This is a genomic window from Weissella cibaria (assembly GCF_004521965.1).
Lineage (GTDB): Bacteria > Bacillota > Bacilli > Lactobacillales > Lactobacillaceae > Weissella > Weissella cibaria_A.
In genome coordinates this window covers 65,880-89,005 of sequence record NZ_SDGK01000037.1, presented here as the reverse complement: position 1 = coordinate 89,005, position 23,126 = coordinate 65,880, and the positions used below count along the sequence as shown (strand labels likewise).

Annotated in this window: 19 protein-coding genes; all 19 read left to right on the top strand. The window is 44.2% G+C overall.

Features of this window, described 5'->3' with window-relative positions; genetic code table 11:
• The 19 genes from EST42_RS05775 (at position 1) to EST42_RS05685 (ending at position 23,086) form a co-directional block, all read left to right on the top strand.
• A complete protein-coding gene (locus EST42_RS05775; protein ID WP_134644605.1) occupies positions 1 to 1,380 on the top strand; it encodes an O-antigen ligase family protein in 1,380 nt (459 codons plus the stop codon).
• A gap of 4 nt (positions 1,381 to 1,384) precedes the next feature.
• Positions 1,385 to 2,158, top strand: coding sequence for a DUF4422 domain-containing protein (locus EST42_RS05770; RefSeq protein ID WP_134644604.1), 774 nt, complete (start codon positions 1,385 to 1,387; stop codon positions 2,156 to 2,158).
• Positions 2,159 to 2,318: 160 nt separating this feature from the next.
• Positions 2,319 to 3,497, top strand: a complete 1,179-nt coding sequence (gene glf, locus EST42_RS05765; RefSeq protein WP_060655167.1) for a UDP-galactopyranose mutase — start codon at positions 2,319 to 2,321, stop codon at positions 3,495 to 3,497.
• A 65-nt stretch (positions 3,498 to 3,562) separates the two neighbouring features.
• A complete protein-coding gene (locus EST42_RS05760) occupies positions 3,563 to 5,263 on the top strand; it encodes a hypothetical protein (RefSeq protein ID WP_134644603.1) in 1,701 nt (566 codons plus the stop codon).
• An 88-nt stretch (positions 5,264 to 5,351) separates the two neighbouring features.
• Positions 5,352 to 6,422: an acyltransferase gene (locus EST42_RS05755; RefSeq protein ID WP_134644602.1), complete on the top strand. Its 1,071-nt coding sequence runs from the start codon at positions 5,352 to 5,354 to the stop codon at positions 6,420 to 6,422.
• Between the two features lie 135 nt (positions 6,423 to 6,557).
• A complete protein-coding gene (locus tag EST42_RS05750; RefSeq protein ID WP_134644601.1) occupies positions 6,558 to 7,664 on the top strand; it encodes a glycoside hydrolase family 73 protein in 1,107 nt (368 codons plus the stop codon).
• Between the two features lie 48 nt (positions 7,665 to 7,712).
• Positions 7,713 to 9,167, top strand: coding sequence for a flippase (locus EST42_RS05745; protein ID WP_134644600.1), 1,455 nt, complete (start codon positions 7,713 to 7,715; stop codon positions 9,165 to 9,167).
• 94 nt (positions 9,168 to 9,261) lie between these two features.
• Positions 9,262 to 10,191 carry a glycosyltransferase family 2 protein gene (locus tag EST42_RS05740; protein WP_134644599.1) on the top strand — a complete coding sequence of 310 codons (930 nt, stop codon included), beginning with the start codon at positions 9,262 to 9,264 and terminating at the stop codon, positions 10,189 to 10,191.
• Positions 10,192 to 10,201: 10 nt separating this feature from the next.
• The gene (locus tag EST42_RS05735; protein ID WP_134644598.1) at positions 10,202 to 11,983 is read left to right on the top strand and encodes a hypothetical protein; all 1,782 of its coding nucleotides are present in this window, start codon (positions 10,202 to 10,204) and stop codon (positions 11,981 to 11,983) included.
• A 95-nt stretch (positions 11,984 to 12,078) separates the two neighbouring features.
• Positions 12,079 to 12,978 carry a glycosyltransferase family 2 protein gene (locus EST42_RS05730; RefSeq protein WP_134644597.1) on the top strand — a complete coding sequence of 300 codons (900 nt, stop codon included), beginning with the start codon at positions 12,079 to 12,081 and terminating at the stop codon, positions 12,976 to 12,978.
• 8 nt (positions 12,979 to 12,986) lie between these two features.
• Complete coding sequence (locus EST42_RS05725) at positions 12,987 to 13,880, top strand: glycosyltransferase family 2 protein (protein WP_134644596.1); 894 nt, start codon at positions 12,987 to 12,989, stop codon at positions 13,878 to 13,880.
• Between the two features lie 155 nt (positions 13,881 to 14,035).
• On the top strand, positions 14,036 to 15,970 hold the full coding sequence (locus EST42_RS05720; protein WP_167711117.1) for an SGNH/GDSL hydrolase family protein: 1,935 nt from the start codon (positions 14,036 to 14,038) through the stop codon (positions 15,968 to 15,970).
• Positions 15,971 to 16,087: 117 nt separating this feature from the next.
• Entirely contained in the window at positions 16,088 to 16,534 is a 447-nt protein-coding gene (locus tag EST42_RS05715) for a DUF3290 family protein (protein WP_134644594.1), read from the top strand.
• Positions 16,534 to 17,172 (top strand): DUF421 domain-containing protein, encoded by a 639-nt coding sequence (locus EST42_RS05710; protein ID WP_134644593.1) that lies wholly within the window; start codon positions 16,534 to 16,536, stop codon positions 17,170 to 17,172. The genes EST42_RS05715 and EST42_RS05710 overlap by 1 nt, the downstream gene beginning before the upstream one ends.
• A 274-nt stretch (positions 17,173 to 17,446) precedes the next feature.
• The gene (locus EST42_RS05705; RefSeq protein WP_134644592.1) at positions 17,447 to 18,400 is read left to right on the top strand and encodes an aggregation-promoting factor C-terminal-like domain-containing protein; all 954 of its coding nucleotides are present in this window, start codon (positions 17,447 to 17,449) and stop codon (positions 18,398 to 18,400) included.
• A gap of 190 nt (positions 18,401 to 18,590) precedes the next feature.
• Positions 18,591 to 19,616: a heat-inducible transcriptional repressor HrcA gene (hrcA, locus tag EST42_RS05700; protein WP_134644591.1), complete on the top strand. Its 1,026-nt coding sequence runs from the start codon at positions 18,591 to 18,593 to the stop codon at positions 19,614 to 19,616.
• A gap of 15 nt (positions 19,617 to 19,631) precedes the next feature.
• Positions 19,632 to 20,174: a nucleotide exchange factor GrpE gene (gene grpE, locus EST42_RS05695; RefSeq protein ID WP_134644590.1), complete on the top strand. Its 543-nt coding sequence runs from the start codon at positions 19,632 to 19,634 to the stop codon at positions 20,172 to 20,174.
• 56 nt (positions 20,175 to 20,230) lie between these two features.
• Positions 20,231 to 22,060 carry a molecular chaperone DnaK gene (dnaK, locus tag EST42_RS05690; protein WP_134644589.1) on the top strand — a complete coding sequence of 610 codons (1,830 nt, stop codon included), beginning with the start codon at positions 20,231 to 20,233 and terminating at the stop codon, positions 22,058 to 22,060.
• Between the two features lie 114 nt (positions 22,061 to 22,174).
• Positions 22,175 to 23,086, top strand: coding sequence for a DnaJ C-terminal domain-containing protein (locus EST42_RS05685; protein ID WP_134644588.1), 912 nt, complete (start codon positions 22,175 to 22,177; stop codon positions 23,084 to 23,086).
• The last annotated feature ends 40 nt before the right edge of the window (positions 23,087 to 23,126 follow it).

Genomic DNA, 23,126 nt, shown 5'->3' with positions numbered 1-23,126 from the left:
ATGGTTGCATGGTTAATGCCATTCGCGCTTTTGCCGAAGACATACACATATTTCTTCTTTGATTCATTCGCTCAACTTGCGGTTTTGATTTTCTCAATGTACATCATGGTGAAAATCTATTTGCAACCTGCTCAGTTACAAACGGTGCTGCCTAAAACAAATACGCTTCGTTTATGGGGCGCTTTTGTGGTTGTGCAATTAATCCTGATGGCGTACCAATCCTTTATGGTTGGTGATACGAAGCAAATCTATGGCTTGCTTCACGGGTTGGTTTCGTTTATTCAGATGATTCTCGTGATTTGGATTGCGTATACAGTCCAAAAGATGGCGATTCAGAGTTATGAAGATGCCGTGAAGTTCGTCAAGTCAGTGATGATTAGCTTGACTGTCTACATCGTAGTAATTGTTTTGCCTCAAATCGCCTTCATAGATGGTGCTTTCTGGCTAAGTCATATTATCAATCCGATTGCTGGCTTGTTTGAACGCCACTGGTTAGATCGTAGTTTCTATGATAATGGGAGTTATGTGGCAACATTGTGGCGTGTCAACGGTTTAGAACCGGAAGCGTCATTTTTAGCATTGCTGCTGGGATTAACGTTCTCACCATTGTTAATTATGATTGCTGAGGAGCCGTTGAAAAACTTCAAAAACCGCAAGTGGCTATTTTGGTTGACATGGGCTTTGTTAGCCATTATTGTTGTTATTCTATTCATGGCCAAGACTACGACTGGTTTCTTGATGATCGGGTTGCTCGCCGTTGCCTATTGGTTTGCTGCACCACGTAAGCAAAAGTTGTTTATCGCGGGTGGTGTGTTGATTGCCTTAATTGCAGTTGCCACAGCTTATCAATTTGTACCGTCGGTTAACGCGATGCTAAATCAGTGGTTGTTCCAGAAGGGCGGTACCGATAATCGTCTAGGCGGTACAATTGGTTTAATTGGCGCTTGGCTCCATCATCCATTGTTTGGGGTTGGCTATGGTTACGAAGGTCACTATATTGTGCAGAATTTGCCAGAGTGGTCAAAAAACAATGCTGAATACATGGATGTTTACAAGAATCAATCATACCCAATTTTGAATGATGTGTTTGGTTGGTTAGCTCGCTATGGTGTTATCTTTGTCCTAATTGGCTTCTGGTTGTTGTTAGGATTGATTACGCGGGCAGTGAAGACACTCGGCCGTTTGAAGAAAAGTACATCTGACCACGTAATGTTTTATCGGGTGATGGTTAAGTCATTCCTGGTTACTGTGGCGATTACAATTGTGACGGCCGGTATTACACCAGCCAATGCAACGTCATGGCCGATGCTGTTGATGTTGTTCTTCTATTGGCGGGTGGTCCACTTAGCAGAAGATGAATTACAAAACGAAGGAATTTAGTTGAATGAAAATTTTAGTTGCTGTACACAAGCCATACCAAATGCCTAAAGATCCAACGTATCTGCCGGTCATGGTCGGGGCTGCGCTGCAGGAGGGTTACCCAGCTAATTACACACCAGATAACATTGGGCAAAATATGTCTGAAATGAATCCGTTCTACAACGAATTGACGGCGTTGTATTGGGCTAAGTATAATCTGCAAGATGAAGATGTGATTGGTTTGATGCACTATCGCCGTTACTTTGGTAAGAAAGCTAGTCATGATTTGACTGACATTTTGACAGAGACAGATATCCGTAATGCTTTGGAAACTGCGGATGTATTGTTGCCTAAACAACGTAATTACTATATCGAAACGCAAAAGGATCACTACTTTAATGCGCACAATCATGAGCCATATATTGTGATGCGTGGGGTGATTGCAGAAAAGCATCCGGATTACTTGGCTGCGTTTGATGCAATGGGCAACAGCACAAAAGCGCATTTATTCAATATGAGCATTATGCGCCAAGCTGATTTTCAAGCGTATACTGACTTCATGTTCGATGTGTTGAAGGACGTTGAAGAGCGTATTCCATATCTCGAATATGAAGGACAGGAACGTCGTGTCTTTGGTTTCTTATCAGAGCGTTTGATGGACACATGGGTGAACACCAGGCAAAAGCGTGTGATGGAATTCCCACTGGTTACGACTGAGAAGATAAATTGGTTGGACAAGGGAACCCAATTTTTGAAGCGTAAGTTCTTCAAGAATGCCAATAAGAAGGTTCACTTCTAATATTAATCAAAAACCACCTGCCTATGGCGGGTGGTTTTTGATTACAAAGTGATACAATATCCCAATTACTCTCACACTTTTAGTGTGAAATACCCTGAAATTATGGTAAAGTAATTTCAGGATATTTTTTATACAAAAATCATCAGAAGGAAGACAAATCATGACTTTGAATGATAAGAACTACGATTACCTGATCGTAGGGGCTGGACCATTTGGTTCAATCTTTGCTTATGAAGCAGCTAAGCGTGGAAAGCGCTCATTGATTATTGAAAAGCGCGCGCACATCGCTGGAAACATGTACACACACACGGAGCACGGTATTACGGTGCACGATTTCGGTGCTCACATTTTCCACACGGACAACAAGGAAGTTTGGGACTACATCCGTCAATTCGCTGAATTTAACGGTTACCAAAACCAAGTTGTTGCCAACTACAAGGGTACGTTGTACAACTTACCATTCAACATGAACACGTTCTACGAGATGTGGGGAACGAAGACGCCTGCTGAAGCCAAGGCTAAGATCGAAGAGCAAAAGGCTGCTGCTTTGACTGACTTGGGTGACCGCGAGCCACGTAACTTGGAAGAGCAAGCAATCTCATTGATTGGTACTGATATCTACGAGAAGTTGATCAAGGGTTACACGGAAAAGCAATGGGGACGTAAGGCAACTGAATTGCCAGCCTTCATCATCAAGCGTTTGCCAGTTCGTTTCATTTATGACAACAACTACTTCAATCACCGGTACCAAGGTATTCCAATCGGTGGTTACACGCAAATTTTCGAGAAGATGTTGGATAACGATTTGATTGATGTTCGTTTGAACTCAGACTTCTTTGAGCACAAGGATGAATACATTGCTGAGTTCCCACGTATTTTGTACACGGGAATGATCGATCAATTCTTCGACTACAAGTTCGGTGAGTTGGAGTACCGTTCATTGCGCTTCGAGCAAGAAGTTATCGAATCAGATAACTACCAAGGAAACTCAGTTATTAACTACACGGATGCTGAGACGCCATACACGCGTGTGATGGAATGGAAGCACTTCGATGGTTTGTCAGACGATGGTGTGACAATCATTACGAAGGAGTACCCACAAACATGGGACCGTACGAAGGAAGCTTACTACCCAGTTAACGACGAGAAGAACACGAACTTGTACAAGGAATACGCTAAGGAGGCGCGCCAACACAAGGATCAATTTATTTTCGGTGGTCGTTTGGGACAATACCGTTACTTCGATATGGACCAAGTCTTCAACGCTGCTTTAAATGAAGTACGTAAGGAATTCAAGATTTCTTCAAGCTTCAACTTCGCACACGACGAAGAACACTAATCTGTATTTAAAAAAGCCGATCGTTCTGTTGTTGAATGATTGGCTTTTTTCGAGAAGAGGGTCTTATGAATAAAAAGGCAGTTTTACAACATTTGTTGGTGATACTGTTGTTCGTGGTAATTGCGGGCTTGTCGGTTCTCCCTTACTGGAATCGGGGCACCATTTATGGCCAAGGCGATTTATTGTTTCACCTTAATCGGCTAGCGGGTCTGACACAAGGGGTACAGGCGCATGAAATACCATATCGCTACTTTAATGTGCTAACTAACATTGGTAGTGCTAGCAATTTCTTCTACCCGTTTGTATACATGCTCGGGTGGTCCGGCTTGTTCGCAGTGATGCACAATCCAATTCACGCTTTTTACCTAGGTGAAGCGATTGTGATGTTTGTGACGTTGATTGTGGCATATCTGGCGATGAATCAGTATCAATCACAGCGCATGCGGTCGATTATTTTTGCGTTACTATATGGATTTGCTAGTTACCGCACTTATTTAGCGTATGATCAGTTTGTGTTTGGTGAGATGTTGGCATTTGCGTTTCTACCGTTGGCGTTTGTTGGGTTATACAACGTCTTCTTGGGTGACGCGCGTAAGTGGCGGGCTCTGGCAGCAGGCTTAACCTTAATCCTATACGCCCACATGTTGAGTACAGTTTTGACGCTCACGTTGTTTGTCATCATTGTGGGTTTATTAGTCCTGACTCGACGCTTGCAGATTGAAAAAATACGCGTACTTAATTTTGTTAAAGCGGTGATGATGACAGTCGTCATGACGGCGGTCATTTGCCTGCCATTCTTGTACCAAAACCGCCAAACGACGATTATTACGACGGCGCAAGGGCCAATTAGCAAAATGTATGACTTGGGCCAAAGCTTAGTGTACTCACTGAATGGCATAAATCAAAACATTGGACTGGTTGGCATTTTGGCAATTGTGATTGGTGCAGTGCAATTATGGCGCCGCCGTTTCTCGCGTGAGTTGACAATCTGGGGGCTTGGAGTCGTGTTATTTATCATGGCGTCTTCAATTTTTCCTTGGCGGGCGCTCTCTGAGAATGTACAGGCATTAGTCCAATTTCCGTTCCGCTTACTTGGCTTGAGTTCATTGTTCTTGCTCGTTTACTTATCAGGCGAATTAGTGCGCGTCTTTGCTTTGCCAAAGCAACAGGCACTTACGACTTTGGTTGTGTTATTGTTTAGTGTGGGTAGCTACTTGGCGCTTACGGAGAATTTGATTTATACGCGCCAGCACCAGCAACCATTGGTAACGAATCAACGGTTTGAGGCGACCACCGCGTTGTTTGAAACAAGTTTCACGGCGAATGATAAGCAACTAGCAGCTCTGACTAAACCAGGTGCGCGTCACGATTATATCGGCATGCTCGACTATGCGCCTAAAAATGCGTGGCCAGTCGAGAATTACTATTCGTTCCTCGCACACCAAACTTTCCTGGGCAATCAGCAAATTAAAGCAAAACCCATTTACAAGTTGACGTCAGCAACGTTTAAAGTCGACGCACCACGATCAGGGCAGTTGAATGTACCAATTCTGATGTACGGCAATGAACGTGTGACATTAGATGGCCGCCATGTGACGGCTAAGCAAACGAAACGGGGTTCGATTGGCGTTCATGTAACAGCGGGTGACCATCGTTTGACAGTCAGTTATACAACACCGAAGTGGATTTACCAAGTTTGGCTATTATCTGCAATTGGTTGGGTGGTTCTTTTTGTGACTAGTTGGCACAGACGGAAGGCTAAATAAACTTTAAAAAGACACCTTTCGCATCGTCGTGAGGTGTCTTTTTCGGTATACTGATTTGTAAGCAATCATTTAAAAGGAGCCGTGTAACATGGCAGATCAACCTGTAACCCCGGTCAAGAAGCGTAGCCGGCGGTTTTACTATATGGATATTCTGAATATCATTGCGACGGTTGCAGTGATGTGGTTGCACACCTCAGAATTTGCCTTCCAATATACGCCGGGATCACCCCGCTGGGTGCTGAGTTTGGTGATTCAAATTGCCTTTATATGGGCGGTGCCGATTTTCTTTATGATTTCAGGCGCCAACTTATTTAATTATCGCGAGCGGTACGATACAAAGACATTCTTTAAAAAGCGCTGGGCGAAGGTATTGATTCCATTTATCTTTTGGACGTTCGTCTGGTATGCTTGGAATCATTTCGTCGGTCACAATCCTGATTGGTCGTTGATTGGCTTTTGGAATGGGTTAGAATATGATACGATTCAGCCAATATTTTGGTTTTTCTATTTCATCATTCCGATTTATCTAGCTGTGCCATTTTTGTCATTGATTGCGACAAAGGATAATCAAAAAGTGGTCGAATATATCATTGCCTTATATGTCATTGGGGTCGGTGTGATTAATTACACCTATACGCTCTTTCACCGGGTACCAAATCAGTTGGTGAACAACATTCCGCTGGTCTTGTCGACGGGGATTGGCATTTTCTTTGTCGGCTGGTATTTTCATAACTTCGATATCTCAAAGCGCATGCGTCATTTGCTATACGGTGCCAGTGTTTTGGGGTTCGTTATTATGTTTAGTTTGACGATTATTTTCTCAGCTTGGCGCCATGAGACCGTACGCGATGCCTATAGTATTTTCACCATCGGTGGCTTTTTGATGCCGTTGGGGGTCTGGGCTTGGGCAAAAGCGCACTTCCCGCTTGATTGGCAACCGGGTCCAAAGACAACAGTTTGGTTGAAGCGGCTTTCTGGTGTGTCGTTGGGCGTTTACGTCATTCACGAATTTGTAATTGCGGTGCTAGAGAAGTTATTGCACCTTGATCAAAGCTCTTATTATCATATGTTGGTTTTGCCGATGGTGGTGTGGGTAATCAGTGTGGCGATTGTGCTGGGATTACAAAAAATTCCAGGTGTAAATCGTTTATTGCCATAAAATACTTCAGTTGTTTAAGAGATGTGTAAGTCTAGGAGGTGTTACACATCTCTTTCTTTTTGTTTGCTGCGCTATAATATAATTTTGGGGGATTTTGTTAAATTTTACAGAGTGTTTAGGAATGGTGGTTAGCGTATGGATAAAACCTTAAAATTTGCGTTGACAACGGGGGCTATGACGTTGGGTATCGTTATACCAGTCACTCCAGTTGATGCAGCGACAATAACAACACAACAACAAGCGTTCGTGAATAAGATGACGCCAGCAATTTTAGCGGATACAAGTAAATATGGACTATATCCGTCAATTCAAATGGCACAAGCAACCTTAGAAAGTGGTTGGGGACAGAGTACGTTGAGTACGAAAGCCAACAATTATTTCGGTGTTAAAGGCGCTTTCAATGGACAATCAGTCACGATGTGGACAACTGAGTATTCAGGTGGCAAGCCATATTCAGTTCAAGCGAAGTTTGCTAAGTATCCTTCGGCGTATGAGTCAGTGGATGCACAAGGCGAGTTGCTTAAGAACGGTGTGTCGTGGAATACAGAATATTACGCAGGTGCTTGGCGTTCGCGGGCTAAAAATTATAAAGAAGCGGCGTATGGGCTACAAGGGCGTTATGCAACATCGCCAACGTATGCCCAATCGCTCATTAATTTGATTGAAGAGTACCATTTTGATCAACTGGACAACGATGGCTATAAGAATGGAATTTACTATTTGAAGGGAAAACCTGCTTCTGGGTACATCAATGATGGTAATGGCTGGTTCTGGTTTGAAAATGGTTGTAAGTTTACGGGGTTCCGTTTCTACATGGGAACGTACTACTGGTTCGAAAATGGTTCACGTATTGATAATAAGTGGCGTTCTGCTTGGAATCTCCAATACTACGTTGATCGTGAAGGCCGAGCGGTGCAGGGAGATGGTTACAAAGTTAGCGGGACTTACTACAACTTTGGTCACGACGGCACATTCTTCCTGCGCGGTAAAGCGAATGGTTACGTCAACACAACGGATGGTTGGTTGTGGATTGAAAATGGCCAACGTTACACCGGATTCCGTAAGTACATGGGCGCATACTATTTCTTTATCAATGGGGTCCGTCAATATAATCGTTGGGTGCCAGAGTGGGGGTTGAATTACTACGTTGGTAGTGATGGCCGTTCTGTCCAGGGATCACATGTAAAGATTGGCAATACGATATATAACTTCGGGACGAATGGTACATTCTATTTGCGCTAAATCTGCGCTATACTAGACTGATAAGTTTAAAAACAGTCGGAGAGTGACATGCAAGTCGTAAAAAATTATTTGTATAACGTCTTCTATCAACTGCTAACTGTGTTGGCACCGTTGGTTACGATGACGTACCTGTCACACGTGCTTGGCGCGGATGGGATGGGTGTGCAGGCTTGGACTAACTCGATTGTGAGTTACTTCTTGCTGTTTGCCACGTTAGGTATCACTTTGTATGGTCAACGTGAAATTGCGTATGTGCGTGATGACCGTGAATTACGTGATCGACGGTTTTGGGAAATCCAAGGACTGCACACAATGGTTAGTCTGTTGGCAATTGCGATTTATGTCGTCTTTGTCTACACGATGCGCCATGTACCAGGTGAGTTTTCAACAAACAATCACCAGCTGTATTTGCAGACGTGGGTAATTGTTTCGGGGCTGCTCGATATTTCATGGTACTTCATGGGCTTGGAAGACTTTAAGAAGACGGTTGTCCGTAATTCGTTGGTTAAGATTGCCATGGTGGTGTTGATTTTCATCCTGGTTAAGTCAGCTGATGATGTTGATAACTACATTCTATTGTTGGCACTCACCCAAGTGATTGGTAATATCACGATGTGGTTCTACATTCCTGGTAAGGTGAAATTGCCGAAGTTGTCAACTTTGAACTTTAGTCATCACTTATTACCAACATTAGGCTTATTTTTGCCAACGATTGCCACGCAAATTTATTTGCAGTTGAATAAGACGATGTTACCTTTGTTTGCTGGTGGCTCAATTAGTTTGTCAGCCTTTTATGAAAACGCGGATAAGATTGTCAAAGTGTCGTTGGCCCTAGTGACGGCGATGGGAACTGTCATGTTGCCACGTGTGGCGAACCATTATGCCAACGGTAACACTAAAGCGGTCAATGACGCGATTTACAAGTCAATGGACTTTGTTACAGCGATGGCTGCGCCCTTGATGTTCGGGATGATGGCCTTGGGACCAAAGATGTCGATTTGGTACATGGGACCAAACTTCTTACCAGCTGGTTGGACAATTACGATTTTGTCGCCAATTGTTTTGTTTATCGCTTGGAGTAACGTTATCGGCACACAATATTTAATGCCGGTTAATCGAACCCGTGATTTCACGATTTCCGTGACGGTTGGCGCGGTTGTTAATGTGTTACTGAATTTCATCTTTATTCCGCTTTGGAGTTTGTATGGGGCGGCGGTCGCGACGATTATCGCTGAATTTGCAGTAACTCTTTACCAGGTTTATGTCATTCGTCACCAACTTGAATTGGGCACTTTGTTCCACGGCTTGTGGAAGTATCTCGTAGCGGGTATCGTTATGTTTGCAGTCATTGCGACGATGGCTTGGCGAATGCCACCGTTCCCAACGAGCACGGTGGTACAGATTGCGGTTGGTGTCGTGGTGTACGTGGTTATGGTCATCTTGATGCGAGCTAACTTTGTATTGACTATGCAAGGGTTTATCAAAGGACGTCTCCACAAGTAAAATCAGATATTATAAAATTGTGAAAGCATCCCAATCGGGGGTGCTTTTTTGCTATACTGAAACAAGTTGATTAAATATATGAAAGAGGACAGATATGTCTAAGTTGTCAATTATCGTACCGGTTTTTAACGAAGAAGAGACGGTAGTCATCTTCTACGATGCGATTGAACTTGAGCGCAAAAATTTTGCGGATTATGATATCGAATATTGGTACATCGATGACGGTTCAACTGATGGGACGGTAGCCGCTGTTGAATCATTGATTGCGCGCGATGAAAATGTGCACTTGGTGTCATTCTCACGTAACTTTGGTAAAGAAGCCGGTTTGTATGCTGGTTTGGAACACGCAACTGGTGATTATATCGCGGTTATGGATGTGGATTTGCAAGATCCACCCGAGTTATTGCCAGAAATGTTGACTGGCGTCGCATCTGGTGAATGGGATGCCGTTGGCGCACGGCGTACAACGCGTGCCGGTGAACCAAAGCTTCGTTCTTGGTTTTCAAGCTTGTTTTATAAGATTATTAATATGGTGTCTGACACTCATATCGTTGAAGGTGCGCGTGATTTCCGCGTGATGACCCGTCAAATGGTTGATGCGATTTTGAGTATGAAAGAATATAACCGCTTTTCGAAGGGGATTTTCTCGTGGGTTGGTTTTAAGCAAAAGTATCTAGAGTATGAGAATAAGGATCGCGTTGCCGGCACGACATCTTGGAATTTCTGGAGTTTGTTCCGTTATTCAATCGATGGGTTTGTGAATTTTTCAAAGGCACCATTACTCTTGGTATCTGTCCTGGGGACGATTGCCTTTGTGATGGCATTGATTGGTGCGGTCATTGTGTTTGTTCGTGCGCTAGTACACCCAGAAAACTCGGTCTTTGGTTGGCCATCAACCATTGTCATCATGTTGGCGCTTGGTGGCGTGCAACTGTTGAGTTTGGGCATTGTCGGGCGTTATATTTCAAGTATTTATCTAGAAGTTAAGAAGCGACCAATTTATATTGCTCGTAAAGTAAAGTAGGGAGAGAGCGATGAGAAGAAGGTTTGCGCAATATCGACAAACTGGCGCTTATCGCGATAGCCAGGCAGTGCTTGGTTTTGTCGTTATTGCATTATTATTCGCATTGCCGATTTTAAATCAGAACCGGATGGTGTTGGGCGTGGATGCGTTTTTCCACTTACATCGGTTCTACGATGCGGCGATGCAACTGAAAACTGGCCAATTCAATTACTTCGTGTCGTTGTTTGGATTTAATCAATCAGGCCGGATTGTGAATGCGGTCTACGGCCCATGGTTCGCTTATCTAAATGGACTACTGCTATTGCTAGCAGGTAGTTGGGTCCGTTGGCAATTTTGGTCTAATTTCATCGTTGCATTTGGTGGCCTGTTGGCTGGTTACTTGGCGTTGCGTTGGGCCCACGTGCGCCGCCTGTATAGCGTGGCTGGGACGATGATTATGGTTGGTTCTCTACCGGGCCTAAGTTGGTTCGCCAATCAGGCTTTTATGAGCGTTGGATCCATGTTTATCGCGCTAGCTGTGGGTGTTGGTATTCGGATGCTCCAACAACCAAATCGGCCGATTAACCCATGGCAGATGGGAGCAGTGATGGCCTTGGGCATTCAAGTCCACATGCTCTCAACTTTGTTTATGCTCCTGGCATTAGTGTGGTTCGCGCTACCAGCAGTTTTTAGGGCGAAGCGACCGTTGTTCATGGTCCTGAATGGGGTTCTGGCGGCAGGTTTGACATTGCTATTGTCAGTTAATGTTTGGCTACCATTTTTGCACGTGAACATGAGTAACCGCTTATTGCGGCCGTTTATTGAATTACGTGGTGATATACCGGCCGATACACTGGGCTTCACTTGGGATGGGAGTCACAATCTATCGTTAATTGCGATGGTTTTAATTACCATTGCAGTTGCCGCCTTAGTTTTGCGTAACCAGTACCGACCACGGTTGGATTTCACCACACAATGGACGTTGTTGGGTGGCGTGTTGCTTGTTGTAACCGGCTCACAATTGCTACCATGGCGTATGATTATGAAGGATGCTGACAATTGGTTGTCAACCTTCCAATTTGCGCTGCGTTTTGGTATTCCGGGCTTGATTTTGATTGTGTTTGGCTTGCTATTGTGTTTGCAACAACAGCCAATTGCGGCGGCTTCAGGTATGCAGGTGGCGACGCTGGCGACGGGCGTTTTGGCGATGGGGATGTTATTCACGCCGATGACTGATAAGATGGCGACACAGTCGGATCTGCAAACAGTGGTCGGTTTGACGGCGTACACTAGGCCGAAGTTGACGTTAAAACAACTAGTGGCCGACGAGCGACGTATCGATTTAAGTCGTTTGATGTTAGATGGCACGCAAAACTACCCAGATTATGTACCAATTTCAAAGAAGACGGCATTATCCTTGACTGGTAAAGATTGGTATACGAAGAACGGGTTAGATCAAGCGTATATGCACGATGTTGTATTAAATCGTTTGCCGAAAATGAAGCAAACGGTTGTTGATGGCCAGTTGCACCTGACTTGGCAAGCTGAGCGGGCGACAACCGTTACTTTGCCAGTTGTGAAGTATGCGGAGACGACGCTATCGTTAAATGGTCAAATGCTAAATAACATTAAGCTGAGTCGGATTGGAGCCCCTATGGTCAAACAGCAGGCTGGTCGCAACACATTAATCTTGGGTTATCAGACGCCAGGTTGGTTGCCGACCACACAGTATGTGGCCGCAATTAGCTGGGCCCTCTTAGCCTTTGGTGCGGGCATTGCCCAATTACGTAGATTTTATAAAGAGAAAGAATAAGATATATGAAACACTCCTGGATGTGGTAAACTGAAGGGAGTGTTTTTATACAATGACAAGATATTGAATGAATTTTAGTTTGGAGACTGATTGATATGACTGTTAGCGCTGTCGTCGTTACGTACAACCGTCTGCCAATGTTGAAGGAAGTTATTGCAGCTTTGCAAGCCTCAGAAACGCCGGTGGACAACATTATTGTTGTGGATAACAAGAGTAATGCTGATACCCAGGAGTACTTGACGAGTTTGGGTAATCAAATCCGTTATGTGCGTTTGGAAGAAAATATTGGTGGTGCGGGTGGCTTTAACAAGGGTATTCGTTACTTCATGGAAGAAACTGTCGATGATTACGTTTGGTTGATGGACGATGATACGGTCCCAACGCCAACCGCTTTGACAGAACTTGTTGACAGTGCCGCTAAGGTTGACAACAAGTTTGGTTTCTTGTCTTCAGATGTCCGTTGGACGGATAACACACGTGCCAAGATGAACTTACCATTCCCAATCGACCGGTTTAAGAAGATTCCATTGGATGCGACTGAAATGGAACAGTTGCGTAATGCGACGTTCGTTTCAGTGATGTTTAGTCGTGAAGTCGTGGATAAGATTGGCCTACCGGTGAAGGAATTCTTCATCTGGGGTGATGATATTGAGTACACGGAGCGTGCTGCGCGTGTTTACCCAGGGTACATGGTGCCAACATCACGTGTTATTCACAAAATGGCGCAAAACGTGGAGTCAAATGTATCGCTTGATTCAATAGATCGTGTACCACGTTACTTCTACGCCTTCCGTAACCGGATGTACTTCAGTCGCAATCGTGGCTTTGTCCGTTTCTTGCGTGCACACATTCGCATTGCCTATGAAGCAGCGATGATTTTCTTTAACGGACAACCAAAGAAGATGCTTCGCTTGAAGATGGTCCTTAAGGGTGTCACGACTGGTTGGTTCTTCAAGCCAAAGGTAGAATTTGCTAAGAACAAGGCGAAGGGATAAGAGATATTATGGCAAAAGTAAGCGCAGTGATTGTGACCTACAACCGCTTGCCAATGTTAAAAGAGGCAATTGCCGCTTTGCAAGCCGTTGAGCCAAAATTGTCACACTTAATTGTGATTGATAATAAATCTGAGCAAGATACACAAGATTACTTAGAATCGTTGGGTGACAGCATTACGTATGTGCGGATGTCTGAGAACCTTGGTGGCGCTGGCGGGTTCAACGCCGGGATTCGCTACTTTTATGAACAAACGGATGATGATTACGTTTGGGTTATGGACGACGATACGATGGTGCACCCAGATTCTTTGGAACCACTGACGGCATTCGCGGAACAAAATCCTAATTTTGGCTTCTTGGCTTCAAAGGTAATGTTTAGTGATGGCAAGCCATCAGTTCGTAACGTACTCCGTCAATACGGTACGTATAAGACGACGTTGAATACAGAATTTAAAGAACCTGTTCGAATTGAAAATGCGACATTCGTGTCATCATTTTTCTCACGGGATATTGTTCGCCAAATTGGTTTGCCAATTACAGAATTCTTTATTTGGATTGACGATTTGGAGTATACGGAACGTGCCGGACGGGTTGCACCAGGTTATCTAGTGCCAGCATCTTCTGTCACGCACAAAATGCGTTCAAATTCTGAAGATGATATTACCAACGATATTGAACGTCGTTTACCTTGGTACTTTAACATGTACCGTAATCGTGTTTACACGATGCGCAGGCGTGACTTCTTCCGTCACATGCGTGGAAACGGTAAAATCGCTTGGGACCTCCTTCGATTGATCTTTGTACGGACAGACCACAAGAAGAAGCGATTTGATACAATGATTAGTGGTATTAAGGCTGGTCGTAAGTTTAAGCCAACCATTGAATTCCCTAAGGATAAGTAATTAAAATATCGCAACGTTTGTAACAAACGTTGCGATATTTTTATAACTTTTTCAAAAATGCTACCATTATATTTATATTCAATTGAAGTTCAGGAAGTTTTATGCCATCCGGGCAAATGTTTGCTATATTCAATTGTTTGGAGGAGTGCAAATCAATGAGTAAAACAACAACACGCCTAATGCTGGCCTCAGCAGTTTTAGGTTTCGGATTATGGGCGACGGCAGACTCAATACACGCCGCAACTGCGGTACAGCAGCCAAAAGAATCAGCGCAAACGACGGCTAAGGTTGAAGGGGTAAAGCGAACAGCGACGAACGCAACTACGCAGCCACTCGAAACGCCAGAACAATCAGAAAATAACTATTTTAGTTATCAAAATGTATGGGTAGTCGGTGACTCGTTAGCCGTTGGGTGGGATGGTAACCAAGTGGTTAAGCAAAATTACCCAACGCTTTTAGCTAACGTCATCAAGCCTGAGTCAATGCATGCAGGTTATGCATCAAGTGGTTCACAAATTTCAGGTAACCAAAACGGACCTGGTGATAAGACTTACGACCTGACCAATAACTTAAAGCGTGTCACGGCTGATTCGCAGTTCAAGAATGCTGAATCATTGGTATTGGAAATCGGAGTTAATGATTTAAACTATAGCGACAATAACTTGGGTTACGTGCAACAACGTTTGCAAAAGAACATTCGAACAATGCGTGCCGCTAATCCAAAGTTAGTGATTTATGGTGTTTTGCCAATTCCGTCATATATGGGTGGAAATAACTTGAATGTTAAAGGGCAAGCAGGATACACGTTTAATCAGTTGGCTGATGCTTTGAAGCAAGTTTATACGAGTTTTGGTATTCCAGTGTTAGATTGGCGTCAAGCAGGTTATCAGATTGTTACGGATGTGAACCGACAACAAACGCTGGGGGATCACGAAGTTCACCCAACACAAGATACGTATGCCAAGATGGCTGATTTGATGGCCCAATGGATGATTGAAGTGTCTACGGCTGATAACAGCAACCTTGCTGAAAATGAACACGATTCAAAGACGAATTTCATTAGTAATGGTTGGCAAACGGATGAGTCAGGTAACCGCCAGTATGCGACAAACAATGTGCTTGCCGGCGGCTTCAAGAACATTAACGGTCAAGGTTATTTCTTTAACCCAAGCAACAATGGTTTGTTGAAGGGGAAAGACCGATTGGCGACGGCCGGTGGTAAGACCTACTACGTTGCAACCGATGGTACGACGAAAGAGGGCATTAAGTTGGTCAACGGTAAGTGGTACGACTTTGGGACAAACAAGACTTACTATGCCCGTAACTTTACGCAATCTGGTTACTTGAACACGGATCAAGGTTGGCGCTGGTTCGAAAACGGTAAGCCATACACGGGCTTCCGTTCATACTATGGGGCTTACTACTACTTCATTAATGGTGTGCGCCAAGAAAACAAGTGGGTCAGCCAGTGGGGTAACGAGTACTACGTTGGCTCAGATGGTCGTTCAGTCCAAGGTTACCACCTAATCGACGGTATCGCGTATGACTTTGGGAACAACAGTACGTTCTTCCTGCGTGGAAAGCTTTCAGGCTACCAAGATGCTGGTAATGGTTGGTTGTGGTATGAAAACGGTGAATTATTCACTGGCTTCCGCTTCTACATGGGCACATACTACTGGTTCGAAAAGGGCGCACGTATCAATAACCAATGGCGTACAGCCTGGAACTTGAAGTATTACGTTGACAGCGAAGGTCGTGCCGTACAAGGAGACGGTTATAATGTCGACGGAATATACTATAACTTCAGCCACGATGACACATTCTTCTTGCGTGGTAAGGCAAGCGGTTATGTATCAACGCCAGATGGTTGGTTGTTGATTGAAAACGGTAAGCGCTACACAGGATTCCGTATGTATATGGGTGCCTACTACTACTTCATTAACGGTGTGCGCCAACATAATCAATGGGTTGCAGAATGGGGCTTGAAGTATTACGTCGGTAACGATGGCCGCTCTGTTGAGGGTAACAAGGTTAAGATTGATGGTAAGACGTACAACTTTGGTACAAACCATACTTTCTTCTTACGTTAATTAAATCTATTTTGATTTGCAAAATCTGCTGGGTAGTATACCTGGCGGATTTTTTTGGTAATCAGGTTGTATACCGCCAAAAATTTGCGTAACATGACAGAAGGATAGGAGGATAGCATGACATTTTATACAATTGGTTACTTGACCCAGCGCCATTCGTGGTTGGAAACGGCAACGACGGTGGTTATTGCGGTACTAGTAATTGTTTTTGCAATTTTTGCGGTACTGTATTTTCGCAATAATTTAAAGTCGAAGTACCGGGATTTGAGTGTGATGATGTTACTATTAGTAGCGTTTGTCATTGGGCTACAGTATCAAGATATGAACCAGGTGAAAAGCCAGTCGGCTCAAAAAGCACAGGTTGTTAAGTTGTTAAAGCATGTGGCACATAATCGGGACGTGGAGCCAGCACAAGTGGCTGTAAACAGTGTCAATTTGAACAATAATTTAATTGTGAAAGCCGGGAAGAAGTTCTATCGGGTGAATTTAAGTGCTGATCAATCGAACTATACCCTGGAAAAGACGAACTTATTAGACGAGCATACAGTAGTTGAGGTGAAGTGATGGACGCAAGTTATACAACGATTGCTTTGAAATTGGCAATCGGGATTATCGGTCTGATTATCCAAATTAATATTTTGGGGAAGGGTAACTTAGCGCCGATTTCCGCGATGGATCAAGTCCAAAATTATGTTTTGGGTGGGATTATTGGTGGTGTTATTTATAATTCAGATATTACGGCACTGCAATTTGTCTTAGTCCTGATTGTTTGGACATTTTTAGTCTTGCTACTTAAGTTCTTGAAAGAACACAATTACTGGGTCAAGCGTGTGATCGATGGGGCACCGGTCACAGTAATAAAGAATGGTGAGGTTGATGTGGCCACAACGATGCGGGTCGGTCTATCGGCTAGCGAGCTGATGTTTAAGCTACGCGCTGCTGGTGTTGATGAGGTGCAGGTGGTACGTCGAGCAATTCTAGAGCAAAACGGTCAACTGACGATTATCAAATATGGTGAGGAAACGATTAAGTATCCACTTATCCAGGATGGTCAAGCTAATTACGATTTGTTAGAAGTTTTGGATAAAGACATCGACTGGTTACGCGAAGAAGTTGCTAAGCAAACGAAGGGTGACGTGGAAGATATTTATTTGGGTGAATTTATTCATGGTAAGGTGGTTTTGCATCCGTTTGCAAAATAAACAATTTAGGCCTGTGAAAAATCGCAACTGATATTCTCGCAAAAATATCCAGGCATCGCACAAAACACCTGTAAAAAATCTGGAATTCTGTAACGGTCGTTTGGCTTGTAACATACAAGTAATAAAAGGCGCGGATTTGAAACTTTCACTTTAACCGGCTGTCACTATAACTCGATACACTAAGTAAAGTCGAATTAGTAAAAACGAGTCCGACGCAGATATGCGTCGTGAATACAGAACAGTCTGTTGATAAGAATGGGGTTTAAATTCAGATATGGTTAGTAATAAAGCGAAATTAGTATTGGCAACAACTGCAGCGATGGCCGGTTTGGCAATCGCAAACACAACACAATTTGGGACGTCAGCTAGTGCCGCAACGGTGCAAGGTTCAGGATACTTGAATGACGGTACTGGTTGGTACTGGTTTGAGAATGGCCAACGGTACACAGGCTTCCGTTTCTACATGGGTGCTTACTACTGGTTCCAAGACGGCGTGCGTCAAGAAAACTCATGGGAGAGTGCTTGGGGCCTGAACTACTACGTTGGTGCTGACGGACGCGCTGTGCAAGGCGTTAACGAAATTAACGGCGTTAACTACGATTTTGGTAACAATGGTACGTTCTTCTCACGCGGCAAGACCAATGGTTACGTCGCAACACCATCAGGTTGGTTGTGGATGCAAAATGGTTACCGTTACACAGGTTTCCAATTCTACATGGGCACATATTACTGGTTCCAAAATGGGGCTCGCATCCAAAATTCATGGGAGAATGCTTGGGACATGACATATTACGTTGATAACGTTGGTCGTGCTGTGCAAGGCTTGCAAACGATCGGTGGCAAGCAATACTTCTTCGGTAACGACGGTACGTTCTACTTGCGTAAGAACACGAAGTTCACAGCTAATGGTGCAAACTATTCAGCTGATGCTAACGGTGTTGTAACCAAGCTTTCATCTGGCTCTGTTAAGGATCAAATGATGGGCTTTGCACAAGCTTGGCACGGTTGGGACTCAACACAACAATACTACCTTAATTTGTTGATTAACTACGAATCAGGCTGGAATGTAAATGCCCGCAACGGTCAATACGTGGGCTTGTTCCAAACGACAGGAATTTACGACATGTCAGTTGAAGGGCAAGCTAAGGTTGGCTTGGCATACATTTCTAATCGTTACGGTAACCCACAAGGTGCTTGGAATCACATTCAAGCAATTGGTTGGTACTAATAAATGTAAACGAAGGACTGGGTCATGTGATGGCTCGGTCCTTTTTGCTCGGTCGTATTTTCGGGATGGCGCCAACGTTTTTAGCACTCTATAATTAAAAGTGCTAAAAGTGTTGACAAGCGTTTGCGTGGTGTGTATTATAATATGTGTTAGCACGAAGTGATAGAGAGTGCTAAGAGGGGTATAGCGTATGTTAACGGAACGGCAGCGGTTAATTCTAGCCGCGATAATTCAAGATTACGCAAAAACCGGTAAAGCTGTTGGATCAAAATCTTTGCTTGAACAATTGGGATTGGCAGTCAGCTCGGCTACTGTTCGAAATGAAATGGCTTCATTGGAAGAGCAAGGATTGCTACAAAAAGAACATACATCTTCTGGTCGGGTACCATCGCAACGGGGTTATCGTTATTACGTCGATAAACTAATGCGAAGAAGTCAATTGTCGGAAGCTGTGCACCAATCGTTGGAACGGGTGTTTAGCCGTAACTTCCAACAAATTGATGATTTGGTGCAGCACATGGTTACTGAGATGGCAAATCTAACAGGTTACACGGTGATTGCATTGAAGCCGGAATCAGTTGACACGCGATTGTCGGGATTCCGGTTGGTGCCTGTCGATGGCCAGCAAATTATGGCGATCATCGTGACAAACGATGGACAGGTAACGAGTCAGAGTTTTAGACTACCCGAGGGTATGGCTGTACATGGATTAGATGACATGGTGCGTTACATTAATGAAACATTGGTTAATCAACCAATTGTTGATGTTCTACGAACGCTGTCTGGCGATTTACCATTGAAGATGGAACGAACAATTCGAACGCCGGTTGCTTTTTTGCAACTGTTTGGTGACGTGTTGGCACGTTCCGTCCGTGATAAAGTTTTCGTTGGTGGCCGTTTGAATTTGATGGACTTTACGGTTGATACTAATTTGCAAGAAGTTAAGCAGTTGTATCAATTGTTGGATGCGCCGACCGCTATGCGTCACGTTGTTGGTAATGCGAATGATGGTGTGCTGGTACAAATTGGGGATGAGAATGGGAATAGCCTATTATCACCTTACAGTTTGGTATCAGCAACCTATCGTGTGCCACAACACGGTGTAGGGGCAGTTGCCATTCTAGGTCCAACATCGATGATGTACGCCGATATGGTTGAATTAGTTGATGTATATCATACCGCATTATCACAACAATTATTAGAATATTACCGATAGAAAAGAGGTGTTAGCATGGCAGAAGATAAGCAGACTCCTGAAGAAGAAGTTGAAGAAACGGTTGAGACACCGGATGTTGACACCGAAACAACCGAAGCGGTCGAAATTGACCCAATGGTTGCGATGGAAGCTAAGCTTGCAGAAACGGAAGATAAGTACTTGCGTGCCCACGCCGAGATGCAAAACATGCAGACACGTTTCACAAAGGAACAAGCACAAGCAGTTAAGTATGCGAGCCAAAAGTTGGCAAAGTCAGTATTGCCTGCTTTGGACAACTTGGAACGTGCGTTGCAAGTAGAAGCTGATGACGATGCAGCTAAGCAAATTAAGACGGGTGTCGAAATGGTCTATAAGACATTGGCATCTGCCTTGGAGGATAATGACATCAAGGCCGTTGGGGCCGAAGGCGAACCATTTGATCCTAATTTCCACCAAGCAATCCAATCTGTACCGGCTGATGATGATCACCCTGCAGATACGATTGCTCAGGTTCTTCAAAAGGGCTATGTCTTGGCAGATCGTGTAATTCGTCCAGCGATGGTAGCGGTTTATAACTAAACAACTACTCATTTACTATTAGAAATAAAAATTGATCAATAAGAGGTAAAAACATTATGTCAAAGATCATTGGAATTGATTTGGGAACAACAAACTCAGCTGTTGCCGTTTTGGAAGGTGGCCAACCAAAGGTTATCACTAACCCGAACGGTGGTCGCACGACGCCATCAGCTGTTTCATTTAAGAACGGTGAGACGCAAGTTGGTGATACTGCTAAGCGTCAAGCTATCACGAACCCTGACACGATTTTGTCAATCAAGTCACACATGGGTGAAGCTGGTTACAAGGTAACGGTTGATGGTAAGGACTACACGCCACAAGAAATTTCAGCTATTATCTTGCAATATATCAAGAAGTACGCTGAAGATTACCTTGGTGAGACGGTTGATAAGGCTGTTATTACGGTACCTGCTTACTTTAACGATGCACAACGTCAGGCAACTAAGGATGCTGGTAAGATTGCTGGCTTGGAAGTTGAGCGTATCATCAACGAGCCAACGGCCGCTGCTTTGGCATACGGTTTGGACAAGTTGGAAAACGACGAAAAGGTCCTTGTTTATGACTTGGGTGGTGGAACGTTTGATGTTTCTATCCTTGAGTTGGGTGATGGTGTTTTCGAAGTTTTGTCAACAAATGGTGACACACACCTTGGTGGTGATGACTTTGACCAAAAGGTTATTGACTGGTTGGCCGATAACTTCAAGGTTGAAAATGGTGTTGATTTGAAGGCTGACAAGTTAGCCTTGCAACGTTTGAAGGATGCTGCTGAGACGGCAAAAAAGACGTTGTCATCAGCAACTGAAGCACAAATCGATTTGCCATTTATTACGGCAACTGAAGCTGGTCCATTGCACTTGCAAACGACTTTGACGCGTGCCCAATTTAACCAATTGACGGCTGACCTAGTAAAGCGTGCGGAAGAGCCTGTTCGTCAAGCTTTGAAGGATGCTGGTTTGTCAATCAATGATATTGATAAGGTTATCTTGAATGGTGGTTCAACGCGTATTCCTGCTGTGCAAGAGTCTGTTAAGGCTTTGACTGGCAAGGAGCCTGATCATTCAATTAACCCTGACGAAGCGGTTGCTTTGGGTGCCGCTGTGCAAGGTGGTGTGATTACTGGTGACGTTAAGGATGTTGTTTTGCTTGATGTGACGCCATTGTCATTGGGTATCGAAACGATGGGTGGTGTGTTCACAAAGTTGATCGACCGCAACACGACGATTCCTACGTCAAAGTCACAAGTGTTCTCAACGGCCGCTGATAACCAACCAGCTGTTGATATCCACGTTTTGCAAGGTGAGCGTTCAATGGCTGCCGACAACAAGACGTTGGGTCGCTTCCAATTGACTGACATTCCTGCTGCACCACGTGGTGTACCACAAATCGAAGTTAAGTTTGATATTGACCGTAACGGTATCGTTTCAGTTTCTGCTAAGGATTTGGGAACGAACAAGGAGCAAAAGATTACTATCCAAAGCTCTGGTTCATTGTCAGACGAAGAAATTGAGCGTATGATGAATGACGCGAAGGCTAATGAAGAGGCTGACAAGAAGCGTAAGGAAGAAGTTGACTTGCGTAACGATGTTGACCAATTGATCTTCCAATCAGAAAAGACATTGGAAGAAGTTGGCGACAAGTTGCCCGATACGGACAAGAAGCCAGTTGAAGATGCAGTTGCTGAGTTGAAGGATGCTAAGGAAGCCGACAACTTGGACGACATGAAGACGAAGAAGGAAGCTTTGGAAAAGGTTGCTCAAGAATTGGCTGTTAAGTTGTATCAACAAGCTACTCCTGAGCAAGGTGCCCAAGCTACTGACGGTGCTTCATCAAGTGATGACAACACGGTTGATGGTGACTTCGACGACGTTTCTGAAGATAAGAAGTAATTTAAAATTAAATTCCTAGTCTGTTCATTTTCCTACTAGTTACAGACTAGACACAAAGCGAGGTGTGAATCTCGCTTTGTGATACATATTGAGATAATGATGGAGGTTGGCCTCATGAATAACACGGAGCTATACGAACGTTTAGGCGTGGATAAGAACGCCTCACAAGACGAGATTAAGAAAGCTTACCGCAAGCTATCAAAGAAGTACCACCCTGATTTGAACCATGAAGACGGTGCCGAAAAGAAGTACAAGGATGTGCAAGAAGCATACGAGACCCTTGGTGACGAGCAAAAGCGTGCCATGTACGATCAATACGGGGCAACTGACGGCCAAGCTGGTGGCTTTGGTGGTCAAGGTGGCTTTGGTGGCTTCGGTGGTGGCCAATACGGCGACTTTTCTGATTTGGGTGATATTTTCAGCCAGATGTTTGGTGGTGGTTTCCAAGATCCAAACCGACCACGTAAGGGACAAGACTTGCAATACCGTATGAACTTAACGTTTGAAGAAGCTGTGTTTGGTAAAGAAACAACAATTTCATACACTCGTTCAACGGATAACGGTGGCCAAGAAAGCAAGGAGTTGAAAGTTACGGTGCCTGCAGGTATCGAGAACGGTCAGCAAATGCGCTTGTCTGGGCAAGGTGAAGCCGGTTACAACGGTGGTCCATACGGTGATTTGTTTGTGGTCTTCCGTGTTGAAGCGTCAAAGGATGGCTTTGAGCGTGATGGTGGCACGATTTATTCACGTGTTCCAATAGACTATGCGACCGCTGTCTTGGGTGGCGAAATTGAAGTAAAAACGGTTAATGGTTTGAAGAAGTTGAAGGTTCCTGCCGGTACCCCAACTGAAGCAAAATTCCGTCTTCGCGGCCAAGGAGCACCATTTATGCGCGGTGGTCAAGGTGACCACATCGTCACGATTTACGTGGACGTGCCTAAGAAGTTGAATAAGGACCAAAAGAAGGCGCTTGAAGCATTCCAAGCAGCGATGACTGGTGAGCACAAGAAGGGCTTTTTCGGTTAAATCGACCATTAATCAGGTGGCTAATCTTAAGGTTAGTCAC